Here is a 25,634-nt window from a genome sequence, read left to right on the forward strand (position 1 = left end):
CTGCTTCGGCGCCTCCGCGTCGCAGCGGCGGCCTGGAGGCGAGGGCCCACCCTCACGTCATCTACAGAGATGTAGAAGCATAGAGTTCCCCCACCGGGTCGCTGCGTCGGTAGCGCCCCGCCGGCGTATTCCCTGCCGTATTGCTGGCTCGCGCGAAGGAGAAGATCGTTGTCCGCCTCTTCGAGGGACCCCTCTGGGCACCATATCCGGCCATCCCGCCAGAACGCGACTGATCGCGGCACTCTGCGCGGTGGTGCCCGGTGAGTGCCGTACTCGGTCTGCTGGCCGTCCTCGTCCTGACCGCCGGCACCGGCTACTTCGTGGCCCAGGAGTTCGCCTACGTCGCCGCCGACCGCCTGGCCCTGACCCGTGAGGCTGCTGCCGGTGACAAACGGGCTGCCCGCGCGGTGAAGGTGCTGGAGCGGCTGTCTTTCATGCTCTCCGGCGCGCAGCTGGGTATCACCGTCACCGGTCTGGTCGTCGGGTTCCTCGCCGAACCCGCGCTGGCCGAGCTCCTGCGTCCGCTGCTGAGCGGCGTCGGCATCCCCGACGCGGCGGTGAGCGGGATCGCACTGTTCCTGGCGTTCGCCCTGGCCACCGTGATCCAGATGGTGTTGGGCGAGCTGGCCCCCAAAAATCTGGCTCTGGCTATTCCTGAGCGTCTGGCCAAGTCCCTGAGTGCCTCCACCGTGGCCTACCTGAAAGTCGCGGGCCCCCTGATCCGTGTGTTCGATGCGGCGGCGAACAGGATTCTGCGCCGGATCGGCATCGAGCCGGTGGAGGAACTGCACCACGGGGCGACGCTGGAGGAGCTCGGCCATCTGATCGGCGAGTCCCACGACCACGGGCAGCTGCCCCGGGCCAACGCCGACCTGCTGGAGAGCGCGCTGGAGTTCTCCGAGCGCCGCCTGGGCGAGGTCATGGTGCCCCGGGTGGACGTCGACACCGTCCCGGAAGCCGCCTCGGGAGAAGAGGTGGCGTTGCTGATCGCCCGCCGCGGCCACTCCCACTACCCCGTCCTCGGACAGCGGACCGATGACGTCGTGGGCATCGTCGGGGTCCGCGAACTCATGCCGCTGCCCGCCGGCCAGCTCGCGCAGCGGACGGCCCGGGCCCTGGCCCGCCCGGCCCTGTTCCTGCCCGACAGCCTTCCCCTGCCCGGTGCCGTCGCGCACATGGAAGCCGCGGGGGAGGAGTTCGCCGTGGTCCTGGACGAGCACGGCGGGCTGGCCGGGATCGTCACCTTCGAGGACATCGCCGAAGAACTCGTCGGTGAGATCTCCGACGAGAGCGACCGCATCGTGCCACTCGCCGTCCGCGACGGCGCGGGCTGGCTCATCGACGCGGGCCGCCGCATCGACGAAGCGGCCCAGGCCACCGGCATCGCCCTGCCCGAGGACGACGATTTCGAGACCGTCGCCGGACTGGTCATCGACCGGCTCGGCCGCCTGCCCGTCATCGGCGACCAGCTCACCATCGCCCTCACCGACGGCGGCCAGGCCGCGGTCGAGGTCACCGCGGTGGACCGGCACGTGCCCGAACGTATCTGGCTGAGCCGCCTGTACGACCCCAAGGACACCGACGACAACACCCGGGGGGCTTCCCCTGCCGACCGCAGCAAGGAGCGGCCCGCATGAACCCGCTGATGGCCCTCTTCGTCACCGTCCTGCTGCTGATCGGCAGCGGCTTCTTCGTCGCCGCCGAGTTCGCCCTGGTCGCAGCCAAGCACCACCGCATGGAAAAGGCCGCCGCCCAAGGTCGGCGCGGTGCCCGCGCGGCGCTCGACGGCATGCGTGAGCTGTCCCTGATGCTGGCCGGCGCCCAGCTGGGCATCACCATGTGCACCCTGGGCCTGGGCATCGTCTCCAAACCCGCCCTCTCCCAGCAGATCGACCCCCTGCTCCAGAAGGCGGGCCTGCCCACCGGGCTCAGCTACGGCATCGCGTTCGCCCTCGCGATGGCCGTCGTGGTCTTCCTCCACATGGTGCTGGGCGAGATGGCCCCCAAATCGTGGGCCATCGCCCACCCCGAAAGCTCCGCGATGCTCCTCGCACCGCCCTTCCGCGCCCTGATCCGCCTGGTACGGCCCCTCATCTGGGCCCTCAACCAGGTCAGCAACGCACTGGTCCGGCTCTGCCGGGTCACCCCCCGCGAGGAACTCACCTCCGTCCACAACCGCGAACAACTCACCCACCTGGTCGCCGAATCCCAGCGACTCGGACTGATCAGCGCAGGCGACTCCACCCTGATCACCCGCTCCCTCACCGAACCCCAAGCCCCCATCAGTGCCTTGCAGATCCCCGCCCAGCTGATCACCCAGGTGCCCGCCGACGCAGATGCCGACGCCATTCTGACCGCGGCAACCGCGGCGGACCGCACCCGGCTCCTGGTACGGGACGGCGACCAGGTCCTCGGATCTGTACACGCCCGCGACGCTCTCGCCGCCCGAGCCCAGAGCCGCCCGGTCACCGCCGCCGAGCTGGCCCGACCGGTGCCCGACCTCAACCCCGACACCACCATCGCCCAGGCGGTCGAGGCCCTGCGGCGTCATCGCGCATCCCTCGCCGTCGTACGCGACGCCGACGGGAACCTGACGGGCCTGGTCAGCCTGGATGACCTGATTACCCGACTTCTGGGTCCGCAGCGAGCCTGACCTGAGATCGATGGAGGTGCGGTACCAAGGGCCGGTGCCGCACCGCCCGCAGGGCGTGAGGCGCCCTGATGTGGTTCAGCGTGGTCTCTCGCCTTGGGTAGCCGAGGCGGCGCCCAGCCACAGAGCCCGGTTGGTGCGCGCCAGACGCGTGTGTCACAGGCCGGAGCGCACCACGGTGACGGGGCACCGGGCGTGATGGAGGACGGCCTGGCTGACCGAACCCAGCAGCAGGCCGGTGAATCCGCCGTGCCCGCGTGCACCGACCACCATCAGCTGGGCCCTCCTGCTTGCCTCGATCAGCACCGGCCGGGTACGCCCGCGTACGAGAGAGAAACGAACCCTCACATCCGGGTACCGCCCTCGATGGTCCCGGAGGGCCTCGGCCAGGACCCGCTCCTCCGCTGCCCGGACCTGGTCCACATCACCGATCAGATCCACGAGATTCACCGGCTGGCCCAGGCTGTGCTCGCCGTGGTCGGCCCAGGTGGACCACGCGTGCAACGCCAGCAGCTCGGCGCCCCGCAGCGCAGCCTTGGCGAAGGCGAACGCGACGGCGGTCCGCCCCTTCGGAGAGCCGTCCACAGCTACTACTACCGGCCCGGCCGGGTCCGGCTGGTCCCGCACCACCATCACCGGGCCACGGCCGTGCGCGCTCAGATGCACCGCCGTCGATCCCCGCGGCCGGGCCGCCGTCCCGCTACAGGGGGGTGGCCGCGTGCAGGATGAAGTACAGGGTGACGGCCGAGTTCGCCGAGGACAGGGCGGAGGCGGTGGTGCCCGCCGCCGCGCCCCACACGGCAAGGCCGACCGCGGTGAAGGCCGGAGGCCAGTTGCGGCCCGCGGGCGCTGGACCCAGCAGGGCGGCGACGCGGCGCGGCACCGGACCGGCGGCAGCGATTCCGGCCAGGGTGGACAGAGGCGTGCCGCGGCTGATCAACGCTGCTCTCCCGATGGCCACGGCCACCATGCGCCGGCTGCCGACGGTAGCGGCGGCGTCTTCGTCCGCCCAGCGTTCGGCGGTGTAAGTGACGGCGGAACGCAAGGGTCGAAGGAAGGGGTTGGCGCGGGCGGCGAGCTGGACTGCGAGGAGGAATCGGTGGTGGCGGCCGGCCAGGTGGGCGCGCTCGTGCGCGAACAGGGCCCGGCGCTCACGCGAGGTCAGGGCGGCGAGCATGCCGGTGCTCACCACGACACGGTCGCGGCGCCCGCCCGGCAGCGCGTACGCGTAGGGCACATCGTCGGGCAGAACGGCCACCGCGGTGGCGGGCAGCCCGGAAAGGGCGCGGCCGCTGCGTCGGCGCACCCGGTGATGACGCCACGCGGCGGAGGTGCACGCGGCGATCACCGCCAACAGGGCGGGGATGGCGGCCTTGCCCGCCACTTCGTCGTACGGCACCGCTTCGCGCACCTCGGGGTCCGACCAGCCGTCCGGCAGCGGATTACCCGGCAGCTGCGCCGTGCCCACGACCATCAGCAGGGCAAGGCACAGGGTGCTGCACACCGCGAGCACGGCCGCGACACCCGTCAGCAGCCAGGTCGCGGTCCGCGGGTGAAGATGGTGCTCGGCCAGGCGCGCGATCGGCCATGCCGTTAAGGGCAGTACCAGTGGCAGGAAGACGAAGACCCCCATAACCCGTCAGTCTTCCCCTTCTCGGGGGGCTTGCGCCAGCAGATCCCGCAGCAGCCGCTCGTCCCGGGGCGACAGGGCGGTGACGAAACTCGCCAGAACCGCCTCCCGGTCCGCCTCGCCGTCCAGAACCCTGCGCATCCGCAGCGCGGCCAGCCCGGACTCGTCGGCGACCGGCGTCCACTCGAAGGATCGCCCCGCCCGCTCCCGGGCGACCGCCCCCTTGATGTGGAGCCGGGTCAGGATGGTCATCACCGTCGTGTAGGCGAGGCTGCCGCCGAGCCGCTCCTGCACCCAGCCCGCGGTGACAGGACCCGGCGCCTGGCACAGCGCCGCGAGTACCTCGGCTTCCAGCGCGCCCTGGCCGCGCCGGGGGGGATGCCCGGCGCCGCCCGTGTTCTGGTCCGTCATGCCGTCAACCTCCCGCCGTATCGCCCCGACCGTCGCGCCGGGGCGGTTCATCGTACAGACTGCATGATCTGCAGATCGGCCTCTGTCTTCCTTCTGCTCACCTCACCCATGGTGCGGCGCTGGCCGGCCTCCGGGGCGTGCCCCCTCCTCCCTGGTGAAGCGAGTGCGCAACCACCGCTCCTCGTCCGGGGACAGCCGTGCGACGAAACATCGCAGCACGGCCCGCCGGTCGCTCTCACCCTCAAGAACCCGGCGCATCCGCCAGGCCGCCAGTCCTGCCCCGTCGGTCACGGCACTCCACACCACGGTGCCGCCCAGACGGCAACGGACCACGGCGCTCGCCGCCTCCAGTCGGGTCAGCGTGGTCGCCACAGTGGTGTGGGCGAGAGCCGGGTCGACGTGCTGGCGCACCCAGCCTGCGGAGACCGGGCCCGGGGCCTGCCCGAGAGCAGCCAGGACGCTCGCCTTCAGCTCACCCTTGCCCCGGCGGACACGCGCAGCCGATGCCAGGACATCTCGGTCGTCATCCACTCGCGTCTCCATCTCCCCCCACCATCTTCTACGGCATTGTAGATTTTCACCCCTCGTCGGCGGAAGCGGCCCGCGCACACCCGGCCGCGTGAAGGGCTGGCGCCGGGAGCGGCAGGGTGCGGACCGGGGGGCTCTCGCATCCGGCATGCCGCCCCCACCGGGCCCGGCAGCGGCCCTTCCCGTGCAGTGCAAGCGGCCTTCGCCGAACGGCGTGAACCCGGCCGGGGACGTCAGGGCGCATGGCCTCCATTTCTACAATGTTGTAGATTTTGATGCTGATCGGCCGACGGCCCGGGAAAGCGCCCGGCCCGCGGGCAATGTGAAGGGATGCGACATGGGTGTGAGCCTGTCCAAGGGCGGCAATGTCTCGCTGAGCAAGGAGGCCCCGGGCCTGACGGCCGTCCTGGTCGGCCTGGGCTGGGATGTGCGCACGACAACGGGAGTCGACTACGACCTCGACGCCAGCGCCATCCTCGTGGGCGACTCCGGGAAGGTCGCCTCCGACCAGCACTTCGTCTTCTACAACAACCTCAAGAGCCCGGACGGGTCCGTCGAGCACACCGGCGACAACCTCACGGGTGAGGGTGAGGGTGACGATGAGGTCGTCAAGGTCGACCTCGCCACCGTGCCCGCCGACATCACGAAAATCGTCTTCCCGGTCTCGATCCACGACGCCGAAAGCCGCGGCCACAGCTTCGGCCAGGTCCGCGGCGCCTACATCCGCGTCGTCAACCAGGCCGGCGGCGCCGAGATCGCCCGCTACGACCTCTCCGAGGACGCCGCCACCGAGACCGCGATGGTCTTCGGCGAGCTCTACCGCAACGGCGCCGAGTGGAAGTTCCGCGCGGTCGGCCAGGGCTACGCCTCCGGCCTCTCCGGGATTGCCTCCGACTTCGGCGTCGGCGTCTGACTTATCAGAGCGCCAGTGGGCGGGCCCTGCCAGGGCCTGCCCGCCGGGCGTGACAGCCGATTGCCCATTCACTCATTCAGGGGATCTTCATGAAGACCCCGGCCCCCCTGGACGAGGTCGACCGTGCCTATCGCGGACTCGCGCCCCACCGGGCACTGCACGCGCCTGACATTTGCGTGGCCCTCGACAACACCGGCGCGTGCGACGCGGCCGCCGGAGTCACCCCCGCTGAAGCCAAGGCCGAACGCATGGCCCTGGCTCGGGTGCAAGCACAGGCAGACGCCGAGTGATTGCCGAGCGGAGGGGCCGGAGGGGGATTGCTTACGGGCATGGCTGAGCTCACCCCGGCCCTCTCTGCGATCGCGGCCACGATATTCCTCATGCTCGGCTACACCTTTCACGAGGCCAGAACCGCGCGGCCCCTCGCTCAGGCCCTGACCGGCGCAGGCTGGAGCGTCATGGCCATCGCTGTCTCGCGGTGCCCGCCAGCCTGCTCCTGTGCAGCGCACGCCGCCGACCCGCACCCCCAACGTCACAAGACGGCCTGGGTCAGAGCTGAACCATGGCGCCACGCCCTGATGGATCACCCCCTCTGTGGTCCCGGCCCCATCAATACGCACTCGCCCCCGCCCGCCCGACCGACCGCGTCCGCGCCGAGCCCGGCGCCAGCGGTCCGCTGTCGCGCGAGATCGGACCTCGGCGGCCCCGGCCGCTCCCAGGAGTGACCGGCCGCCCATGCCGCGCCAACCGGCCGCCGACCCACACGTGCTTGGACGCTCGAGCGGCCGGGCCCTTCACGACGCGCCCTCTGCCATCTGATTCTACAGTGCTGTAGATTCTGATGGTCGCGCCAACGCGGCACCGGGCCACGACGTTTCGGCCCCAAAGCACCAGGAGGACATCGGTGGGAATCAATCTCAGCAAGGGCCAGCAGATCAGCCTGGAGAAGTCAGGCGGCGGCGCCCTGAGCGTGGTCAGGATGGGGCTGGGATGGCAGGCCGCCCCGCGCAAGGGCTTCCTCGCACGCATGACCGCGAAGGAGATCGACCTGGATGCCTCGGCGGTCCTCTTCGCCGGCCAGGAGCCGGTGGATGTGGTCTTCTTCCAGCAGCTGGTCAGCAAGGACGGATCGGTGCGGCACGCCGGCGACAATGTCGTCGGAGGCGCCGGCCAGGGCGGGGACGACGAGTCCATCCTCGTGGACTTGGGGCGGGTACCGGTGCACGTCGACCAGATCGTCTTCACCGTCAACTCCTTCACCGGACAGACCTTCGCCGAGGTGGAGAACGCCTTCTGCCGCCTCATCGACGAGAGCAACGGGCAGGAGCTGGCCCGCTACACCCTCTCCGGCGGCGGCAAGTACACCGCGCAGGTCATGGCCAAGGTCCACCGCTCCGGAGCGGGCTGGAACATGTCCGCGATCGGGGAGCCGGCTGACGGCCGGACCTTCAAGGACCTCCTGCCCGCCATCGGCTCCCACCTCTGATCCGGACCGGCAGCGCAGGCCCGGACTGGCCGCCCGCCGCTGCCGCCAGGCGCCGCCCTATCTTCTGGAGGGAAGAACTCCATGTTCGGTATCAGTGAGATAGCGATCATCTGCATCATCGTCATCCTGATCCTGGGAGCGAAGAAGCTTCCCGAACTTGCCCGCTCCATGGGCAAGTCGGCCCGCATCCTCAAGAGCGAGGCCCGCGCGATGAAGAGTGAGAGCGGCGCGCAGGCACCACCTGCCGGCGGGGCCGCCAAACGGGTCATCGAAGTGGCACCCGGCGACGTGATCAGCCCCCAGTCCAGCGGTCAGAACAGCACTGGCGCCCCACGGCACTGACCAGCCTACCCCGGCGCCTTCGGGCCTCGACAACTTCTCTTCCACGCCGCTGCAGGGAACGCCTCGACCATGGGCATTATCAGCTGGATCACTCTCGGACTTCTGGCCGGAGCGATCGCCAAACTCCTCCTCCCCGGACGCGACCCCGGCGGCCTCATAGGCACCATGGCTATCGGGATCGCGGGCGCCTTCCTCGGCGGCTGGCTTTCCGAGATCTTCTTCGACAAGACCGTGGAGACCCACTTCTTCGACCTCACCACCTGGTGCGCGGCCATCGGCGGCGCCCTGGTGCTGCTGATGGGCTACCGCATCCTGTTCGGCCACTCCCGGGACTGATCGTGGCCTGGACACTCGGGCCGGATCCGCCTCAACTGCACGACCCGTACGGCGCCGTACCACCGCGGGCGGCGGGCAGGCGGCGGACGTTACCGAGGGCGGCCGCTTGTTCCCGAAGCCGCGTTATCTCGTCGTTCTGGGCAGCGAGTTGAGAGATAGCGACGGTCTTGAAGGCGGTGAGCTCGGCCATGGCTTCGTCCCGCTTGGCGACCCGATCCTTGAGCTCGGCGACCTGGGCCTTGAGCCGTTCGATCTGCGTGGCCCGTGGGTCGACGATCTTGCCGGCCTGCTGGAGGGCCACAAGGCGCCGCTCGAACTCCTCGGCAAGGTGCTGGTAGGGGCCCGGCCGGGTAGTGCAACAGCTGCCTCAGCTTCGGCCGGCTGTCCATCGGCTCCTCCGCTCGCGCCCTCAACCTGGCTGATCCCGCCATCCGGTGGGCTGGGGCGGGCCTGTACGACGCCGGCACCCTCGTCTACCTGACCGCCCGCCCGGCCGGTGAGGACGCAAACGAGCTCGGCCTCATCGCGCACGGTCCGGACAGCAGTACAATCCTCGGCCAGGTCAATGACCTCCTGCAGCGCTGGAGCCAGGAACGGCCCGAACAGCCGGTCGTCACCGCCTACCCCGCCACCACACCCGATGACCGTCTCGCCGCCGGTGTCCGCGTCACCCGGCCCGAGACCCGCCTGCCCATCGGCTGGTAACACCCTCAAGGCGACCGGCGCCAGGTGCGCGTCCTCGGGCAGACAAGTAGATCCCCAGAGCAAGGCAACGGGGCGGCCGTCCGGCAATCTTCAACCGGGCGGTCGCCCCTACCTGCGATTGCGCTCAGCTGCACGATCCGTACGGTGCACTCGCCTTCGAACTGTTTGGCAGAGCACGGACATTCGACGGCGCGGCCAAGACGTCGCGAAGCCGCTCGATCTCCATCCTCTGGGCGGCGATCTGCGACAGAGCCCGCTCCCTGAAGTCAGTGAGCCGATCGACCTGCGCGTCACGCGCGGCGAGGCGTTCCTTCAGCCCGGAGACCTGTTCCTTGAGGCGCTCGATCTGTGCCGCCCGCGGGTCCGGAATCACGCCCGTTTCCCGAAGCTCGGTCAACCGGCGCTCGAACTCCTCCGCCAGGTGTTGGTAGGGGCCGGGCCGCGGTGAGCCATCGCGGTTCTTCTTGGGATAGAAGCCGGTGCGGGCGACCCCGGCCTGGGTCGCGAGGGTCTTGATGTCGCATTTGCCGCCCGGGGGAACGTCACCGGCAAGGAGCCGTTCCATGACGTGCCGAATGGCCGTCTCGTTGTTCCGCCGGGTCTCGTCGCTGATGCGGGCCACATCATACCCCCGTTCCGGAGAGGGCGTCGATCTCGGCCAGTACCCGTTCATCGCGGGCGAGTTCCGTACCCAGCCGGGCCTTCTCCGTCCGCTGTGCGCGTCCGATGGTTGCGATGAAGACCTTCTTACTTTCGGCGCTGGCCGCCCACACCGGGCGGTGCCCGGCATGATGGGTGGCCTGGGGGCACCGCGCCGAATCGCACATGCCGATCAAGGGCTCTGTCGCCCCGCGGGCGTGGGTACCTGCGAGCTTGAGGCACAGCGCCTTGGACGGATCGAGGAACCAGCAGTAGTTCGCCGGCCCCAGGTGCAGGGCTTTGGCCCGCTTGGCGAGCAGGTTCGTCACCTCCTGGTCGCTGCGCTTGATGTTCGGCGCCCCTGGGGAATCCAGCTGTTCGTCGACGAACGCGAAGAAGTCCAGGAGGTCGCTGGCGCCAGGCCCCGCAGGCCGGATACCGTTCTGGTAGTCGTGGAATGCGTCCAGGGCGACGCGCATCTTGTGCTCTCGCTCCTCTTGGCCAAACTCGGCCATCAGCACCGACTGGGCCCCACCAGGGCGGTCCGCATAGCCCTCGGTGGTGACCACGGAAATGTGCTTGAGATGGATCTTGGCGGCCAGCAGACCACCGGGCCGGTGCGCCATTTCCACCGCGAGGGTTCTCCGTAGCATCCGCAGACTGACCGGCACCTCGGGGATCGGCGCCAGCCCAAGGCGACGTCCCTCTGGGCCATTGACCCAGGTCAGGAACCATTCGTACGGGGTGAAGAAGGAGAGCGACTTGAACAGGTGACCGGCGTTCTTCACCGGGTCAGCGAGCGAGGCGGCTACGTCGGCAGTGTCGTACGCCTGCTTGATGGCCACCCACTGATCGTGTTCACCACCCAGCTTCCGGCCCTTGATGACCTTGCCCTTCAGGCGGTAGCGGACGCGCCCTTCGCCGAGCTGTTCGGGAGGCAGGCGGCAATCGCGGGTCAGCTCAGCCAGTTCACTCTTCCGCATTCCAGTCAGTGCGGCGAGCGCGATGAGGCAGGCTGTGCGGGCCCGGGAGAGCTGCAGTCGGGCCTCGGTGGTGTTCATCGGCAGGGTCCAGGGGACACTGCCCCGTCCGTCCGCGCGTTCGACCAGGGCGGCCGTCCGGCCCCAGCGTTTGGACAGACCGACTTCTCTGACGGCCTTCTCCAGGCGCCCGCGCAGCGTGGGCAGCCACGTGTAGTGGAAGGCGCGCCGTCCGGTCTCGTGGGCGAGGGAAATCAGGTTCACCCGTAGCAGCGGATCGTCCGGATCCCATCCGTCCGCCAGCCGCTCGACTACGACGTGATCGAGGGCGACATCGAACGGATCAGCCTCCTGTATGTGACGGTCGATGGCCTGCGCGACCTCGACCCTCCAGTCCGGACGCTCACGGTTGTTGCGGCCCGGCCGGTTCGGCACCATCTCCTGCAACTGCTGCTGCAGCTCCATGACGTGCGGCGCCAGCACCTCCACCACGTACAGGGCCGCCGCGACGAGCGGTTGGAAGACGTCGTTGCTCAGCGGCGGTGTCGTGTTGCCCGTCCGACGGACCATCCCGGCGACGGAGTACGCCGTGCGTCGCCCCCACGGACGGAAACCCGACACGTAGCCGTCGGCTGAGAACAATTCCTTGTAGTAGCCCAGCTCCTGGATGACCGCCACTACGTCCATGCGGTAGCCGGGGCTGCTGTCGCGGATCACCACGCCGTGCTTGTCCCGTACCTTCTTGCGAAGTTCCAGGTAGGCAGCACAGTGCTGCTGGGATACCTCCCCGAGATCGTCCACGCCCTGTTCGGTGAGCCAGTTCAGCCAGCCGGTCAGCACGGTCAGCCGCCCGTGCACCGTGGCTATCTGTACAGGTGTTCGGTAGGCGTGAGCAAGCTCCCGCACCGCGCGGTGGTCCGGTGCGAGCCGGGCGAAGATGAACTCCTTCGCGAGTTCCCTCCACTGGGGATTGAGGATCTCGGTGAAGGACAAGATCCGCGCGTGCCGCGCAAGGTACCGCGGCAGCCCGATGACACCGGTGAAGTCCCAGATTGCGTCGTCGAAGTGCGGATGCGGGCCCGCACCGTGGACCGGCAGACCGGCCGCAGCGCACACGTCCTCACCTCGAAAGACGGAACGAGAAAAGGCAGCCGCGAGGCCGGTGGGCCGGTGCAGGGTGGTCATACAGTGTGCTCCTCAGGCCGCAGGGGAAGCTCGACATCGGAATCGGTGACCTCGGCAGCAGCGGCACGCAGCGTGTGCTCGGAGAAGTACCGGCCGGGAGTCAGGATCTCGTCGAGACGGTGGGCGTACGGGCCGAAGACGGGGATGAACTCGGCGGTAGTCATCTGCTGCCACTGGCGGGAGAAGAACGCCCGTAGCCGCAGCAGGTTCGGCAGATGGCGAGGGGAGAACAAGGCCAGCGGGCACAGCAGACACACCCACGGACGTGCCGGACAGGGCTTGCCCTTCGGCCCGTGGAGCCCCGACAGCTGATCTCCACACGCCGCGGTGAATACGTCGCGTTCCCCGGAAAGAAGCTGCGCCAAGGCGTTGTCATCCAGGCCGAGCCGCTTCATGTGCTCGGGATAGTTCTCCACCAGGTCGGCCATTTCAGCGGTGGCCAGCACCAAGGGCGGCAGCGCCCGGCGAACGAGGTCCTCCTGCGCCTGGGCGATGATGTCCTCCGCCGCCTCGCGCTGAGCCGGCGTCGTGTTCGTCAGGTAGTGGTCCCCCTCAACGCCGGGGGACCGGTTCGGATCCAGCGTGGACCGGCGGCTGCCGCGCCAATGTGACCGGTCTTTCAGCGCGTCGTGGGTAGTGCGGATGCGGTGCCGGTGAAGGGCCAGGGGGAGACCGTCGTCACCAGTCATCTGCGTGGGGCGCCCGTCCTCGTCGACTGCTTGGCGCCGCTCAACCCAGGCGCATATGGACAGGCGCGTGGCCGGCTTGGCCAGCCACCGCTCTCCCGACCGCGTACCGCCCGGCGTGAAACGCACCCAGAGCTCGTCGCGCAACTCCTCGGGCGCGAAGCGGCGGGCCACCGCGGAGTGATCGAGCCACTGTTCCAGCAGGCGAGTGGCCTTACGTGACAGAGCAAGACTCTCCGCCGCGGTGCGGCCCTTGACATAGCTGAGGAGGATCTTCTCGTCACCCGCCCACTCGATGTCGTCGAGTCCCAGGTCCGCGATCCCGTCCGGCACGATCCCCGTGTAGGCGCCGAACAGCAGCTGATAGGCGATCATCACGTCCAGGGTCGGGATCAGCGGATCCAGCACCGCGCGAAGACCAACCCCATACCTCTGCCGGAAGGGGAACGAGCCGCGGTCTGTCATCTCGGTGACGAGCGGATCGGGCCCGTTGTGAAGCACCAGCCAGTGATGGGCAGTGCGCTCTCGGAGCGAAGCTCCTGGCCCATCCTCTGACGAAGCCTGCTCACGGGCCGTGCGGAACTCCCGGAAGGCGCCATCGGCCTCGTCCCGGCAGGTACGGATGAGCCGGGCCCATTCGGCCTCGCTGTACGGCTGGTGCGAGCCGTACCGCTCGCCCGTGTTGAACAGCCGGCCATCGACGAACGCGCGCACGTCCGGCGCCAGGATCTGATCCTGGTCATCCGCGCAACGCAACATCGCCCGCAGCGCGCTCTCCTGGGAGGATCGCACCCCTTGCCGCCAGTACCGGGCGAGGAGCGCGCGCGTCAGGTCGGATACTCCGCCGGAGAACCCGAACTCGACCAGCCAGTCGGTGAAACCGCGGACGGCCGTGAGGTAGAGGTCGACTCCTCCGGCGCTGTCGACCTGTCCGTGCGGATGGACAAGGTCCGTGGCGCCTTCCAGCAGGGTGCGTGCCAGCCCCGGGAGTACCACTGGACGTCGCACGCGCAGGGGGCGGCGGTACTCCGACCCGTCGCTGAAGATGCAGTGCACGCCCAGCGGGTCAAGCGTGACGGTGGCCGGCATCAGACCCCCGCCAGTTGGTCGTCGAACTCGGTCTCGAGCTCCAGCTCGGCCTCCTCGTCCAGCAGGCCGTACTCCTTGCCGACCCGCCGGTACAGGGAGGTGAACAGGCGGAGCACGTCCAAGCGGTGAGGTACGCTTCCGTGGTCAGTGAAGTGGCATGTCCGAGCAGATCGCGCAGGATCAGCAGCGGTTCCTGGGTCCGCAAGTAGTGCGCCAGGGCGGCATCGTCATCGGTGTCGCGGACCTGCCGCGCGGCCTGCTCATACCAGCCGCGCATGAGCCGAGCCATGGTCGCCATGGCCATGGTGTGACGCAGCCGATGCGGATTGACGTGCGGGAAGCGCGGCTCGTAACGCTCGCGGATGCGATCCGCGGTCCTGGCGAAGACCGAGGACCATCCGGTGAACGGGCGTCCCTGGCCCCACACCGACAGCAGCATCGAACCACCGTCCGGGGCGACCAGGCGCCGCCGCTCGTCAGGTACGAGCGAACTCCACTGCACACGGACCCCGTTGACACGCCCTCCCCGCTGGTCGGCCTCCGTTACGAACAGGGGCTCCCCCCACCGGGCCGGCGGCCGCCACGGCGATCCGAACGTCGCCGCTGCCCGGTCGAGAGCGATGTAGGAGTGCAGTTCAGCCAGCGCGTCGTAATCGATCCACGACTCGCGGTACTTGCTTCCCTTGGTGATCCCGGAAGGGATCGGGAACGACACCGGTACCGCAGTCCGTCGAGAGGGAAGCGGCGGCACCTCGCAGACCAGCAAGTACGTGTATTCCTGGCTGCGTAGCCCGCTGGAGACGATCATTCGGCCGACCGCCGAGTTTCGGGCCAACTCTCGCCCTCGGTATCGCAGATCCCGCTCCCCGTCCGGGCCCAGGCCCGCCAACGCTTTCAGGAGGATGTCCGTGAAGTCGTCGTCGAGATATTTGATCGTCACATGGGGCTTGGCCTGGCGCCTTCGTGACTGGTTGACCCGTCCGCGGCGGACTTGCCCATTGAAGGCCCAGACCGCCTGCCGGTACGTGAACGGCTCGGAGTCTGCGTACTCCTCGTCCTTCGCCCACTTGTAGAAACCCGCCAGAATCCCCATGTTCTGGTTCCACGTAGATGCCTCGAAGCGGTGCTTGAGGGGGCCCTGGGCTCGATAGACGGAGTACGCGCCCAACGCCGCCTTCAGGCGACGCCGCGTGTCGAACAGGGCGACCCCGTGCTCGGATGTGAACTCTAGCCACTCACGGACCGTCCGCACGTAGTAGGGCCACGAATTCGGCGATGGGCATCCGTTCGTCGGCAGCTCGCAGGCCCAGCAGTTGATCACGGTTGTGGGACGGACGCCGTTGCTGTCTTCGAAGAGGAGGTCGTCGTCGAACAGCAACGGCATCCCCTCCGGGATCGCCGGACTGAACGCAAGACCCCAGGACTCCCAGCCCGCTGATGAGTACGTCGATTGGTGCATGGCCGATGAGTATCAATGCAACCCGGCTGAGTGCAACAAACAAACGAGCAGGTCAGGTGGCACATCAGGCAGTAAGCAACACTGTCGCTAAGCGGGAACAAGCAGGTAGTACGCCCGGTACGTGTTCATGATCGCCAGGCCGAAGCTGAGAGCGGACAGCGCGGCGATCACCGTGCGGATCGTGGGCTGCCCAACCACGTAGCGCAGGCCCTCGCCGATGTCCCGCGCGAGGCTGCGGCGGCCCTCGGGCGGCACGGCGACCGGCTCGGGGGTGCGGATGCGCCAAACGAGAAGGGCGGAGACGAGGTAGGACAGGACGTCGGCGAGAACCGAGCGGGCAGCGCCGACGGCCCCGACCATCGCGGCGCCCGCGTTGCTGCCCGCGCTGTCGGCCACCGACGAGGCCGCGCCAAGCCTCGAGTTCGCGCGTTGCAGCAGGTGAGGTTCGACGAGGACAGGCAGGTAGCTGATGGCCGCCGCGTCGTGCACGATCTTGGCGACACCGAGGACGACGGCGACCGCGTACAGCTGGCCGATGCCGAGCACCCCGGCGAAGGCGGCGGCTGGGATGGTCGCGAGGGCTCCGGCCGCAGTGAGGTCTGTGACGATCATCTGGGGGCGCTTGGCGTGCCGGTCCGAGAACGCGCCGGCCGGGAGCGCCACGACGGCGTTCGGAAGCTGGCCGAGGAAGGCGAGCACCGCGATCTGGGTGGTGGAGGCGTGGAGCTCCAGCACGGCCAGGGTGGGGATGGCGACGGTGCTGACCGCCGACCCGGACAGGCTCGCGCACTCGCTGCCGACAAGACGGCGCAGATCCGAGGAGGCGACCTTCGCGGCCTTGGCCGTCTGGGTGGAGGTCGTCACCCGGCCTCACCGCCCAGCAGTTCCGGGGCGATCACGTTGGCGTAGAGCTGGCCGGTGGAGAAGTGGGTGAGGACCGCGTGGGTGAAGGGGTGGCAGTCGGGCGGCGGGGCGGCGGGGTCGACCCACTCCAGCTCGGTGTGCGTGCCCGGCTCGCGGTTGTACGGGGTGCCCTCCCACTCCCGCACCGTGAAGGCGGCGCCGATCACCCGCTCACCGTCCGCCGCGTGGAAGTGGAGCAGCTGGCAGAACCGCAGGCGGTCCGGGCTGATGTGGATGCCGACTTCCTCGGCGAGCTCGCGCACGGCTCCCTCGTCGAGGAACTCGCTGTCCTCAAGGCGCCCTCCGACGACCGTGAGCATCCCGGGGGAGGGCCACGACGTCGCCTGGTGCCGGACGGTCAGGACCCGGCCGTCGCCGGGACGCTGGAGCAGGACCATGACGTTCCCGATGCTCCGGTGTACGGCGCTCACGGCCGGTCCTCCTTCATGAGCCGGTCCAGGGTCCGCCGGCCCCGGGCGGTGACCTCGGCATCGCCGTTGTCCGGGCCCCAGGCCAGGCAGTTGACCGCGTCCAGCGCGGTCAGGCAGCGCAGCGCGTGCCGCTCGGCGTCGGACAGCTCCCGCCCGTAGGACCGGAGGAACGCCTTCTCGCGGTCCGAATGGTCGGCCCACTGGGTGGTGGCGAGGATGACGAAGTCCTGGACGCGGGCGGCCGGCCGGGACCGTTCGAAGTCGACGAGGGCGAGCCCGTGCTTGGACCACAGCCAGTTCCTCGGCTGGTTGTCGCCGTGGATGTAGCCGGCGGGCACCGGGCCAGCGCGGCGAAGACGGGCAGCGTGGTCGCGGATCAGCTGCTGCTCGTCCTGGTTGAGCCGGTCCCCGGCGCGAGCCAGGTACTTCTCCGCTCCGTCAGCGGCGGCGGACAAAGAGGCTTCGGCCTCCGCCCGGTCGCCGCGGTCGAGTCCCGCCTCGTGGAGCCGGGCGCAGAGTGCTCCGGCCTGCTGGTGCACGGTCCGCCACTCGACGGCGTCCAAGCCGAGTTCTTTCGCCGGGGCGCCGGGGACCGCGGTGAGCAGCAGGGCCAGGTCCTGGGCGCGGCTGTCGATGAGGTGGGGCGCCCGGGTGTGTCTGAGGGCGGGGACGATGTGACGGTATGCCCGGCTCTCGCGGGTGAAGAACTTCACCGAGGGCGAGACCTTCAGGTAGCGGTGAACCCTGCTCCCGCCCTCCAGGTCCCACACCCGGGAGCGGTCCCAGCTGTGCGAGGCGTCGCGGACGGACACGACGGGGCCGATCCGTTGTTCCGCCCAACGCTTCAGGGCCGCGGGCAGCGGCTTCGTCGGGCTCATCCGGCACACGTCGCGCCCGGGCGCGGGACGGCGGAGCGGCAGAGCACACCGCCATTAGATTCGGTGAGATCGGGGAACACGGTTCCTCCCGGGGGTGTCGGTCGCGTTGGTCGTCGGGGTGCCGGATGGGCCGACCAGGCCGGCCGCGGCCGCGCCCGGCCGTTGCCGGCCGGCCGGAGTTGGCTCAGGATTGCGGGCAGGGGATCAGGTCGGATTGTAGGTTCCGCGATTTCGTGGGCACTGGTTCCTGTGGAAACATCGGAATCCGGGGTTGATGAGCAAAGGTCCAGTCGGTCGATCCTGAGCATTCTGCCGCGTGTGCTGGCCGAGAGCGGTCACTCTCTGTTGCCTTTGAGAAGGTCGAGTAGCTGCATAGCTTCGGCCAGGAAGGTGCGTCCGTCTTCTGTGACGGTGAGTGGTCGGGAGCGTCCGAAGTCGAGGATGGTGAAGCCTGCAACCTCTTCGATCCGTTTCAGTTGGTAGTTCAGGGTGCCCCAGCCCACTCCCAATTCAGTGGCGGCATCTCGAAGCGTGTTGTGCTTGGAGGCTGTGATGAGGTGCTGGAGGCGCTGGGTGCAGTTCTTCGTTCGGCTGACGGAGTGCATCGCGGCCGAGAGTTCGACATCGAGCGAGGCGAAGGGGTTCGTGAACTGGCCGACGGGGTGCTGGGGGATGCCCCACTTGCGTATCAGCCGCATGATTTCGTTCTTGCCGACGCCCAGTTCGTGGGCGATGTCGGGAGAGGAGGGGGCCTTCCCCGTGATCGTGGACACCGGTTGTCATGCGGCGGTGGCCAGCGTAGTTGATCGCTGTTCGTAGGTGATCGGGCTGATCTGGCCGAGGCGGGAGTGCCGTCGGCGGGTGTTGTAGCGGGTCGCCCAGCGGAAGACCGCGAGGCGGGCCTCACTGGCCCCGTTCCACCGCTTGCGGCCCTGGAGCGTTTCGCGCTTCATGGTCGCGTTCAGACTCTCCGCGGCGGCGTTGTCCGCACTTGTGCCGACCGTGCCTCGCGATCTGGTCACGCCCAGCTCCGAGCAGACCTGGGCGAACTCCTTCGACACATATTGCGCCCCGTTGTCGCTGTGAAATATCGCCCCGCGCAGGCCGTCCCCGCCGCGGGCCCTCGCTGCGGCCCTGAGCGCGTCGGTGACCAGCGAGGTCCGCATGTGGTCGGCGATCGACCAGCCCGTCAGGCGTTTCGAGCACAGGTCCAACACCGTTGCCAGATAAAGGAATTGGCCGTTGCCGATCGGGAGATAGGTGATGTCGCCCACGTACTTGGTGTTCGGCACCGGGGCAGCAAAGTCCCGCTGGAGCAGGTCCGGCACCGGTGTCGCCGACGGCTCGGGAATGGTGGTGCGGACCTTCTTGCGCAGGTGCAGCCCGACGATGTGGAACTTGCGCATGACGCGCTCGACCCGCTTGTGATTGACCGGCTTCCCGGCCTCCTTCAGCTCGGCGGTGACGCGCGGAACCCCATAGGTGCCGTCCGATTCCTGATGGATCCGGTTGATGCGCTCGGCGAGCTCGGCATCCGCCCTCGCCCGGCTGGCCCGCGCGGATGCGCCGGCCAGCCACCGGTAGAAGCCGGAACGCGAGACCGCGAGTACCCGGCACAGCCGCTTGACGCCGAAGGCGCCACGGTGATCCTCGACGAACTGGAAGCGGCTGCTCACCAACTGGTCTCCGCCGCAAAATACTTCGCGGCCCTCCGCAGGATCTCCCGCTCGAGCTCGAGTTCCTTCACCCGCGCCCTCAGCTGCCGGTTCTCCTTCTCCATCGCGGTGGCCTCCACCGCCCCGGGCCGGGCGGCCTGCTCGGCATCCCGCACCCACGTGCGGAGCGTCTCGTGGTTGACGCCCAGGTCCTTGGCCACCGACGCGTACGTCCCACCCGGGCTCGAGTGATACAGCGCGACGGCATCGGCCCGGAACTCAGGCGAGTACTTCGACGTCCCCAACGGGAACTCCTGTCCTATGGATCATCACGATCCAATGATCAGGGTGTCCACGCTCAAGGGGAAACGCCCGAGTTCGTGGCGGATACAGGCGAACGACCACGGCAGCCGCCACGACAGCTGCCACCGCCCGCCGTCGTCTGCCAGGCAGGCGGGGCAGAACCGACTGCGCGAGCCGTAATACCGCCAGGCCGGGGGACGGTTCAGAGCGCGGTCGTCGGGCTGGATGGCCACGATGGGCCCATCGAAGCGATCGAGCGTCATCGTGTCCAAGGCCGTGGAGGCCAGGCCAGTGTGGCGGGAGAGGACATCCCGTTCGACGGGGGTAAGCCGCCGAACCATTAGCTTCAGATCTGTGCAGGACAAGCCGATGAATCGAGTGAATTCCCCACCGGTGACGGCCAATCGGCGAGCGTAGGCCTCCAGCCAGCTGTCCAGGGCCTCGCCCTCGACGGGGGCAACCCAGAGGGGGATGCGGTCTGGGGTCCACGTGGTCATGCCGACTTCCGGCGGACAGCAGGCGGACTGGAGGGGCGGGTGGTCAGCAGCCCGGCCTCGATCTCGGCTTCATCGGCCATGTACTGGGCCGCCCGGGCCCATACGTACAGGCCAGCCTGGGAGATCGGCAGTGGCGGCACGCCGTGCGCGCCGCCACCACGGTCGGCGGAGATGAGTCCTCCGACAACGTCGCCGAATAGGTCTGCGGGGATGCCGTAGATCAGGATGAGTTTGCGGGCCCGGCGGAGGAAGTCGGGATCCTCCAAGAAGTCCTTCCCCATTCCGGACAGCATGCCAACGATCGTGCTCAGTCCCCGCATAACCTGCGTGATGCCCAGCGGGTGGCCTATCTGAGCGGCGAGATGCCCAGATAGATCGGGCACGACACCTGCGAACGGCTCGTGGGGATCTGGGCGATCCGTGTATTGCAGAAGCGACAGCAGTTCGAAGGCGCAGTCGAGATCTCCGAACCGGCTGTGGGCTTGCGCCTCATGGGGGCAGGATGGCTGCAGTCGCACTTGTGCCAGCGCAACCTCCTGGGCCAGGGCATTCACGTCGAAAGACGCGGGAGGCGAGGCCACTGCGGCCGTCCGGGCCGCAAGCTGCCGCACGTCCTCCAGCCACGGCTCGACGAGATCCAGGGTGCGATCGAGGCGGTAGCCCGCCCGCAGTTCGCTCGCCCACACGATTTCGTCGGCCATATGCCGCCACCGGGCAGAGGGCAGGCCGGCTTCCCCTATGAGGGGGGAGTCGTGAATGCTCCTGATGATCACGTGCTGCGAGGCCAGCACTTCCCCAAGGGCGGAGAGGACCGGGTCTTCGGGGATCGTCTGCTCCGCGTACCGCGCGATCTCTTTACTGACTTCAGCTCGTCAGGGTGATTTTTCGTGAAGTCTCTGATGGGGCTGGACTGTCGTCTGTATCCCGTGGTGTATGAGGTATGCAGATGGGGGTGGGCTGAGTCCTGGGGGGCGTCGGCGCCGGGAGTCGGTTCGGATGCGGGCGGTCGAGCTGTTCGAGCAGAAGATCAAGCCGCCGGATGTCGCCCGGCGGCTGCGGGTGAGTCGGAAGTCGGCTTATGAATGGCACCGGCTGTGGCGGGACGGCGGGGCCAAGGCTCTGGCCTCACGTGGACCGAGTGGATCACGGTGTCGGTTGTCGCCACGCTGCCTGGAAAAGCTGGCCGCGTGCCTCGATGAGGGACCTGCCGCGCACGGCTGGGTGGAAGACCAGGTGTGGACCGCGGCGAGGGTGGCCACACTGATCGGCAGGAAGTTCCACGTCTCCTACAGCGTGTCCGGGGCCACGAGGCTGATGCACCGCCTCGGCTTTTCCCCGCAGGTCCCCGCACGACGGGTCGCCGAGCGCGACGAGCAGGCCGTGACGACCTGGAAGGAGGCGACCTGGCGGGAGGTAAAAGGGCACGGGCGGCCTGCGGGGGTTACATCTGCTTCGAGGACGAAGCCGGCTTCACCCGACGGCCGCCCCGCGGACGGACTTGGGGCCGCCGCGGCCACACCCCGGTCGTGACGGTCAGCGGACGCCGCTCCGGACGGCTCTCCGTGGCCGGGCTGATCGCGATGCGGCCCGGCTCCCGGACCCGACTGTGCCACCGCCTGCGGACCCACCCCGCCGGCGGTGGCACGCGCCGCAGCATGGGCGAGCGGGACTTCATCGCGCTCGTCGACGGAGTTCATCAGCTGGTCAGAGCGCCGATCGTACTGGTGTGGGACCGGTTGAACACCCATGTCTCCCACAGGATGCGCGACCTCGTCGCCGAGCGAGCATGGCTGACGGTGTTCCTGCTCCCCGCCTACTCGCCGGACCTCAACCCCGTCGAATGGGTGTGGGCACACGTCAAACGCAGCCTCGCCAACCTCGCCGTCATGGCCCTCGACCGGCTCGAAACCCTCGTCCGCAACCGACTCAAACGCCTCCAGTACCGCCCTCACATCCTCGACGGCTTCATAGCCGGCACCGGCCTCGCCCTCGACAGCCCAACGCCACCCTGACGAGCCGAAGTCAGTAACCGCGCTCACCAAAAGGAGTGCGTCACGCAGGCGGCGAAGCGTATCGATACCGCAGCGGTCCACTTGCTCGTGCTCGGCGGCCTGCCGTTCCGCAGCCGTGGAGCGCGGAGCCGACAACCCGTGCGTCTGGCCGCTGACGCTGTCACGCCGGAGCCGGTCGTTCATCTGCACGACGGTCCCAAACCCCTTGATGACCGTCTGCTCGCCGAGCTCGACGCTGAAGCGGTATGCCGAGCCCTCTGTCCAGGCATCCTCCCCCACGGCTTCGACACCGAGCACATCAGCGACCGCGCAGGTCACCAGTGCGGCAGCGTACTTCTTGAGATTCGTACCTGGCCTGGCCATGCGGACCTTGCGACGGATCTCGGGATCACGTTGCGCGGCTGAGGAGGCTGCGTCGAGGGCTGCCTCCGGGGATCCAGCGGAAGCGACGGTCTTCGCGATCCGCTTGCAGGTTCCACCACCACGTTCTCGCACAATGTGCCAGTGCAGAGCCCTCTTCACCCCGACCTCCGGCAGGGGCACCTCTGGCCGGGTGGCGAAGAGTTCCAATACGCACTCAGCACGGCTTCTTCCGGGGCGCATTGCGTCACCCAGTGCCCTCGCGATCGGCACCGCGTCCGGATGCGCCCACGATGTGGAACCAGGGCCTTGACCAAGTCCTCGGCGCCTGTTCCCGGGAATCGCCCCGTCTCCGCGGTAGCGCCGGAGCTGGTGGAGTGTCATGGCCTCGCCCAGTTCCTGAAGGATCCGGGTCTCCTCCTTGCTGGGGCCAGCATCCGTCATGGACCCACTTTAGAACTGCGCAACCAGAACCGGAGTTGGCATGCCGGCGGACTGGCCTACTGGATACGCATCGCAGCGGCCGTTCGTCGAACGAGCTGCCCTGCGTGCTCATTTGCCGCCGGAAAGCAGAAAGGGATGCCTTGATCAAGCCACCCACATCATTGATCGCGGACCAAATCAACCGGTTCGCCCACTTTGCCGCCCGTCACGCTGTCGCTGGCTTCTTTGGTGGCCTGGGCACCGGGATGGCGGTCTTCTTCCTCCAACGTCTCTTGTGACATCGGTAGGCAGCGCCGGGCAGCCGCGTCGGCTGCCCGGTTGCCCAAACAAGCACTCGTTTCGAGCACGCCCAGGGCAGCCATGGGTCGGTATCGCGAGACGCTGGCGCGGCTCGATCGCCGTGCTGTACCTGCGCAGGTTCATGCATTCTCCACAGCGGAACGTACGCCGTCGCCGTCCGCGACCCGAGGGACGGGAACGGTCGCCGCGGTGAAGTAGAGGCGGGTGTCCATGTCGGGGTACACCTCACCGTAGGGCCGGACGTGCGACCAGAACAGCCGGGCCAGGCCGCACCGTGCGGCGGGCGTGAGGTGCTGGCACATGCCTAACTTGCCTTACCCCTCGGGGCTTCGCGGCCGGTGCGGATCACCGGCCATGGACGCGGCGGAGGTAGGCGAGCAGAGCCGATCCACGACAACAGGTATCTGGTGGCCGAGCGTATCTATCTTCAAGAAGTCGACCCGTTGCCAATGATGGTTGTTGTCATCGACAACTCGGCTCCGCGCGACCGTAGGTCGTGACACCGCCCGGTGAGACCAGCAGCGAATTCAACAAGACGCCCTAAGAAAGAGGCGGGGACACGTGAGACGGGACAACACTGAACAGTTCACTGCGCTACTGAACTCTTTCCTGCGCTAATGAACTATTCACTGCCGTTCAACACCGGGGCTGGCGGCGGTCACCGTGGCGCTCCAGGAGCACCCGTACTGGCTCTTGTACGAGACCTGGCCAGGGTCACTGCGCGTCCGGCCCAGGTCGAGGAAGTCGAAGTGGGCCGCTGCCAGATCAGCCGCCAGTCGTCTGTGCAGCGCGTGGCCTGGGGCCAGCTCGGCGATGGCGGGGTCCATGGCCGGCAGGAGCGAGTAGCACGTGCGGCCCCGGTACAGGCACACCGCTGCCGCGACCGCCACGCCGTCCAGCTTCAGGGTGGCGACGAACGCCTGGTCGGGCCCGCACCGACGCAGCACCTCCAGCAGACCGTCCAGCTCGGTGTCGACCCGGACCGGGTGGCGAGCCCAGCGTCGACGATGTAGGTGCAGGGCGTCGGCGTACCCCAGGGCCAGGTCGTCCGTGGTGCGGCTGCGGCTGTACTCCACGCGCCCGTCGGCCTCCAGGGCGGTCCACGTGCGCTCGCGTCGGATGTGCTCGCGTCGCGTGGCGCGGCTCATCGCCTCGTACTCCACGGGGAGAGGGACCTGTGCGCACAGCACGGTGCTGTGCCGCCAGCCCGGCTCTTCGGACAGCATGCGGCCCAGGCAGGTGCCCAAGGGGACGTCCGGCATCACCACGGCCGCCCCGTCCTCGGCCCACTGCGCCAGGCGCTGCATCAGCGCGCACACCACGTGAGGAGTTGAGGCGCCCTGCCGCACGACGCGTACGTACTCAGATACCGGCGAGCCCAGAGGCGAAATCTTGATCTGCCCTTGTGAGTTCGAGGTCCGCGCGAGGGCCAGCGCGGCCACCGGCCGGTCGGGCGCGTGCCCGGCAACGAGGACAATGGGGATGCTGTCGCGGCGCTGCGCTGCCCAGCCTCGCAGCCACGTGGAGCTCTGATAGGGCGTGGCGTCCGGGTCTTGGGCGTAGAGGGCAGGCCACTGGACGGCAAGGAAACCTAGTGCTTCTGGGCCTTCGAGCATGCGCACCGTGAGGGTGTCGCGCCAGGGCAGCGGATGGAACTGTGCGGGGGGAGCTGCGCGTTGAGTCATGAGATCCCTGATTTCCACGAGCAGAAGTTGGTGCCGGCCTTCAGCGCTGCCGCGAACCGGGCGCCCGTCTCTCGTTGAACCGTGAGGTGGAATTGGGGGTGCCGCCACCGACGCCCATGCGGTGGCGGCACCCCCCGGAGGGCCGAGGCCGCCGGGGGAGCGGGGGGCCTCGGCCAGATCTGGCGAGTCAGCGGATAGGGGGAGTGCCGTACAGCTGCCACGTCCGTCCACTGGCGGCCGGTTAGGTGGAGTCACTCGCATTGACTCCGGTGTGCCGTGCGCGACAGCAGATCGATAGGGCTGAAAGCGCGACCGGCGCCGCCCGACGGAGGGTTGTCGAGCTGGTGGCCTGGCCGCGAGGCGGCTAGTGGTGGTTGAGAACCACGGAGTGGTGCACCCATCCCCACTGACCGCGATGTGCCCCGCTGAGAGCCTTGCCGTAGTACCAGTTGGAGGTGGTGGCACAGGTGACCTGCACGCGGTCGCCATCGTGGAGCAGCCCGAGGCTGGTGGAGTGGGTAGACGGGCCGGTCCGGAAGTTCGCTGCGGAGGCGTCAATCCAGGCCCAGAACGAGGTCTTGTCGCACGCGGCGGAGGCGGACGGGCGTGAGGCGGCGTTCGCTGCGGGGGCCTGGATGGAGGCTGCTCCTCCGAGCAGCGTGAAGGCGATGGCGCCGGTGGCCGCTGCGCGACCCATACGGGCTGACTTGAGCATGACAGTTCCTTTCCTGTGGTGGATTACAGCTGGCGGAGCCAGCCGGAAGTCTTTGGTGGGTCGGACCGCAGCACGGATGCGCAGTCCTCCTAGCCGGCCTCCCAAGCTCAGAAGGAAGCGGCCTGGGCAGACGTGGACGCATGGGCCGGCTTCGCGCCGGCGGTTTTACGCGGCCTTCCTCCGGCGTGCGGCCGGGGCCTGAGTTTCGGTCGTCATGGCGTCGCGCCGTAATGCGATGGATGCAGCGGCAGCGGCTCCGACCTGAATGGCCTCCATCGGAATCGGACGAAGCGAGACTGCGCGAGACGCGGCGGTGGAGACTCGCACTCGACTCGGCAAGGAGGCGTGCTCGGTCACGACCGCGCCGCAGTTAGCGGAAGAGTCGCGCCTGAACATGTTGCCCGCCTTGTAT

General features: G+C 68.6%; 27 protein-coding genes and 2 pseudogenes. 9 read left to right on the forward strand and 20 right to left on the reverse strand.

Annotation, left to right across the window (positions count from 1 at the left end; all coding sequences use genetic code 11):
• Positions 1-260: 260 nt before the first annotated feature.
• Positions 261-1,637 carry a hemolysin family protein gene (locus OIU81_RS39095; protein ID WP_329143099.1) on the forward strand — a complete coding sequence of 459 codons (1,377 nt, stop codon included), beginning with the start codon at positions 261-263 and terminating at the stop codon, positions 1,635-1,637.
• Positions 1,634-2,653 (forward strand): hemolysin family protein, encoded by a 1,020-nt coding sequence (locus tag OIU81_RS39100; protein ID WP_329143097.1) that lies wholly within the window; start codon positions 1,634-1,636, stop codon positions 2,651-2,653. The genes OIU81_RS39095 and OIU81_RS39100 overlap by 4 nt, the downstream gene beginning before the upstream one ends.
• 153 nt (positions 2,654-2,806) lie before the next feature.
• Here OIU81_RS39100 and OIU81_RS39105 read toward each other — a convergent pair.
• The 4 genes and pseudogenes from OIU81_RS39105 to OIU81_RS39120 all read right to left on the reverse strand — a co-directional run.
• Positions 2,807-3,328: pseudogene (locus OIU81_RS39105) on the reverse strand (universal stress protein); the annotation flags it as partial.
• Between the two features lie 22 nt (positions 3,329-3,350).
• On the reverse strand, positions 3,351-4,283 hold the full coding sequence (locus OIU81_RS39110) for a M56 family metallopeptidase (RefSeq protein ID WP_329143093.1): 933 nt from the start codon (positions 4,281-4,283) through the stop codon (positions 3,351-3,353).
• A gap of 6 nt (positions 4,284-4,289) precedes the next feature.
• Positions 4,290-4,691: a BlaI/MecI/CopY family transcriptional regulator gene (locus tag OIU81_RS39115; protein WP_329143091.1), complete on the reverse strand. Its 402-nt coding sequence runs from the start codon at positions 4,689-4,691 to the stop codon at positions 4,290-4,292.
• Between the two features lie 102 nt (positions 4,692-4,793).
• Positions 4,794-5,222: a BlaI/MecI/CopY family transcriptional regulator gene (locus OIU81_RS39120; RefSeq protein ID WP_329143089.1), complete on the reverse strand. Its 429-nt coding sequence runs from the start codon at positions 5,220-5,222 to the stop codon at positions 4,794-4,796.
• Positions 5,223-5,556: 334 nt separating this feature from the next.
• On the opposite strand from OIU81_RS39120, the gene OIU81_RS39125 reads away from it, so the two are divergent.
• The 5 genes from OIU81_RS39125 (at position 5,557) to OIU81_RS39145 (ending at position 8,296) form a co-directional block, all read left to right on the forward strand.
• Positions 5,557-6,132, forward strand: a complete 576-nt coding sequence (locus tag OIU81_RS39125; RefSeq protein WP_267843166.1) for a TerD family protein — start codon at positions 5,557-5,559, stop codon at positions 6,130-6,132.
• A gap of 89 nt (positions 6,133-6,221) precedes the next feature.
• Positions 6,222-6,422, forward strand: a complete 201-nt coding sequence (locus OIU81_RS39130) for a hypothetical protein (protein WP_329143084.1) — start codon at positions 6,222-6,224, stop codon at positions 6,420-6,422.
• A 614-nt stretch (positions 6,423-7,036) separates the two neighbouring features.
• The gene (locus tag OIU81_RS39135; RefSeq protein WP_329143082.1) at positions 7,037-7,618 is read left to right on the forward strand and encodes a TerD family protein; all 582 of its coding nucleotides are present in this window, start codon (positions 7,037-7,039) and stop codon (positions 7,616-7,618) included.
• Between the two features lie 81 nt (positions 7,619-7,699).
• Complete coding sequence (locus OIU81_RS39140; protein WP_329143080.1) at positions 7,700-7,960, forward strand: twin-arginine translocase TatA/TatE family subunit; 261 nt, start codon at positions 7,700-7,702, stop codon at positions 7,958-7,960.
• Between the two features lie 69 nt (positions 7,961-8,029).
• Positions 8,030-8,296: a GlsB/YeaQ/YmgE family stress response membrane protein gene (locus tag OIU81_RS39145; protein ID WP_329143078.1), complete on the forward strand. Its 267-nt coding sequence runs from the start codon at positions 8,030-8,032 to the stop codon at positions 8,294-8,296.
• Positions 8,297-8,327: 31 nt separating this feature from the next.
• Here the strand turns inward: OIU81_RS39145 and OIU81_RS39150 are convergent, their stop codons facing one another.
• The 12 genes and pseudogenes from OIU81_RS39150 to OIU81_RS39205 form a co-directional block, all read right to left on the reverse strand.
• Positions 8,328-8,597 carry a hypothetical protein gene (locus OIU81_RS39150; RefSeq protein WP_329143076.1) on the reverse strand — a complete coding sequence of 90 codons (270 nt, stop codon included), beginning with the start codon at positions 8,595-8,597 and terminating at the stop codon, positions 8,328-8,330.
• 528 nt (positions 8,598-9,125) lie between these two features.
• Complete coding sequence (locus tag OIU81_RS39155; protein WP_329143074.1) at positions 9,126-9,623, reverse strand: hypothetical protein; 498 nt, start codon at positions 9,621-9,623, stop codon at positions 9,126-9,128.
• A gap of 1 nt (position 9,624) precedes the next feature.
• Complete coding sequence (locus tag OIU81_RS39160; RefSeq protein WP_329143072.1) at positions 9,625-11,805, reverse strand: site-specific integrase; 2,181 nt, start codon at positions 11,803-11,805, stop codon at positions 9,625-9,627.
• Positions 11,802-13,580 carry a hypothetical protein gene (locus OIU81_RS39165; RefSeq protein WP_329143070.1) on the reverse strand — a complete coding sequence of 593 codons (1,779 nt, stop codon included), beginning with the start codon at positions 13,578-13,580 and terminating at the stop codon, positions 11,802-11,804. The genes OIU81_RS39160 and OIU81_RS39165 overlap by 4 nt, the downstream gene beginning before the upstream one ends.
• A pseudogene (locus OIU81_RS39170) lies at positions 13,580-14,964 on the reverse strand (site-specific integrase). The gene OIU81_RS39165 and the pseudogene OIU81_RS39170 overlap by 1 nt, the downstream one beginning before the upstream one ends.
• Positions 14,965-15,126: 162 nt before the next feature.
• Positions 15,127-15,903: an MFS transporter gene (locus OIU81_RS39175; RefSeq protein WP_329143067.1), complete on the reverse strand. Its 777-nt coding sequence runs from the start codon at positions 15,901-15,903 to the stop codon at positions 15,127-15,129.
• Positions 15,900-16,373, reverse strand: a complete 474-nt coding sequence (locus OIU81_RS39180; protein WP_329143065.1) for an NUDIX domain-containing protein — start codon at positions 16,371-16,373, stop codon at positions 15,900-15,902. Before OIU81_RS39180 ends, OIU81_RS39175 begins: the two co-directional genes overlap by 4 nt.
• Positions 16,370-17,251, reverse strand: coding sequence for a phosphotransferase enzyme family protein (locus OIU81_RS39185; protein ID WP_329143063.1), 882 nt, complete (start codon positions 17,249-17,251; stop codon positions 16,370-16,372). The genes OIU81_RS39180 and OIU81_RS39185 overlap by 4 nt, the downstream gene beginning before the upstream one ends.
• Before the next feature lie 335 nt (positions 17,252-17,586).
• Positions 17,587-18,024 carry a hypothetical protein gene (locus OIU81_RS39190; RefSeq protein ID WP_329143061.1) on the reverse strand — a complete coding sequence of 146 codons (438 nt, stop codon included), beginning with the start codon at positions 18,022-18,024 and terminating at the stop codon, positions 17,587-17,589.
• Between the two features lie 6 nt (positions 18,025-18,030).
• A protein-coding gene (locus OIU81_RS39195; RefSeq protein WP_329142686.1) for an IS3 family transposase occupies positions 18,031-19,211 on the reverse strand; the annotation gives its coding sequence in 2 pieces (ribosomal slippage) (positions 18,031-18,944 and positions 18,944-19,211; 1,182 coding nt in all).
• Between the two features lie 24 nt (positions 19,212-19,235).
• Complete coding sequence (locus OIU81_RS39200) at positions 19,236-19,706, reverse strand: TniQ family protein (RefSeq protein ID WP_329143059.1); 471 nt, start codon at positions 19,704-19,706, stop codon at positions 19,236-19,238.
• Entirely contained in the window at positions 19,703-20,407 is a 705-nt protein-coding gene (locus OIU81_RS39205) for a hypothetical protein (RefSeq protein ID WP_329143058.1), read from the reverse strand. Before OIU81_RS39205 ends, OIU81_RS39200 begins: the two co-directional genes overlap by 4 nt.
• A 232-nt stretch (positions 20,408-20,639) precedes the next feature.
• Here OIU81_RS39205 and OIU81_RS42630 point away from each other — a divergent pair.
• Together OIU81_RS42630 and OIU81_RS39220 are read left to right on the forward strand one after the other, a co-directional pair.
• Positions 20,640-21,718 (forward strand): IS630 family transposase gene (locus OIU81_RS42630; RefSeq protein WP_443073910.1). Its coding sequence is split into 2 segments (ribosomal slippage): positions 20,640-21,141 and positions 21,141-21,718, totalling 1,080 coding nucleotides; the frame shifts between segments, so codons are not numbered across the junction.
• Positions 21,719-21,856: 138 nt separating this feature from the next.
• On the forward strand, positions 21,857-22,123 hold the full coding sequence (locus OIU81_RS39220; protein ID WP_329143056.1) for a hypothetical protein: 267 nt from the start codon (positions 21,857-21,859) through the stop codon (positions 22,121-22,123).
• Between the two features lie 557 nt (positions 22,124-22,680).
• On the opposite strand, the gene OIU81_RS39225 is transcribed toward OIU81_RS39220, so the two are convergent.
• The 4 genes from OIU81_RS39225 to OIU81_RS39245 all read right to left on the reverse strand — a co-directional run bounded on the left by OIU81_RS39225 (position 22,681) and on the right by OIU81_RS39245 (position 25,222).
• Positions 22,681-22,884, reverse strand: a complete 204-nt coding sequence (locus OIU81_RS39225; protein WP_329143054.1) for a hypothetical protein — start codon at positions 22,882-22,884, stop codon at positions 22,681-22,683.
• A gap of 57 nt (positions 22,885-22,941) precedes the next feature.
• Positions 22,942-23,124 (reverse strand): hypothetical protein, encoded by a 183-nt coding sequence (locus OIU81_RS39230; protein WP_329143052.1) that lies wholly within the window; start codon positions 23,122-23,124, stop codon positions 22,942-22,944.
• A 324-nt stretch (positions 23,125-23,448) separates the two neighbouring features.
• On the reverse strand, positions 23,449-24,507 hold the full coding sequence (locus OIU81_RS39240; protein ID WP_329143050.1) for a GNAT family N-acetyltransferase: 1,059 nt from the start codon (positions 24,505-24,507) through the stop codon (positions 23,449-23,451).
• Positions 24,508-24,871: 364 nt separating this feature from the next.
• On the reverse strand, positions 24,872-25,222 hold the full coding sequence (locus OIU81_RS39245; protein WP_329143048.1) for an SH3 domain-containing protein: 351 nt from the start codon (positions 25,220-25,222) through the stop codon (positions 24,872-24,874).
• Between the last annotated feature and the right edge of the window lie 412 nt (positions 25,223-25,634).

The organism is Streptomyces sp. NBC_01454 (assembly GCF_036227565.1).
In the GTDB taxonomy this organism is placed as follows: domain Bacteria; phylum Actinomycetota; class Actinomycetes; order Streptomycetales; family Streptomycetaceae; genus Streptomyces.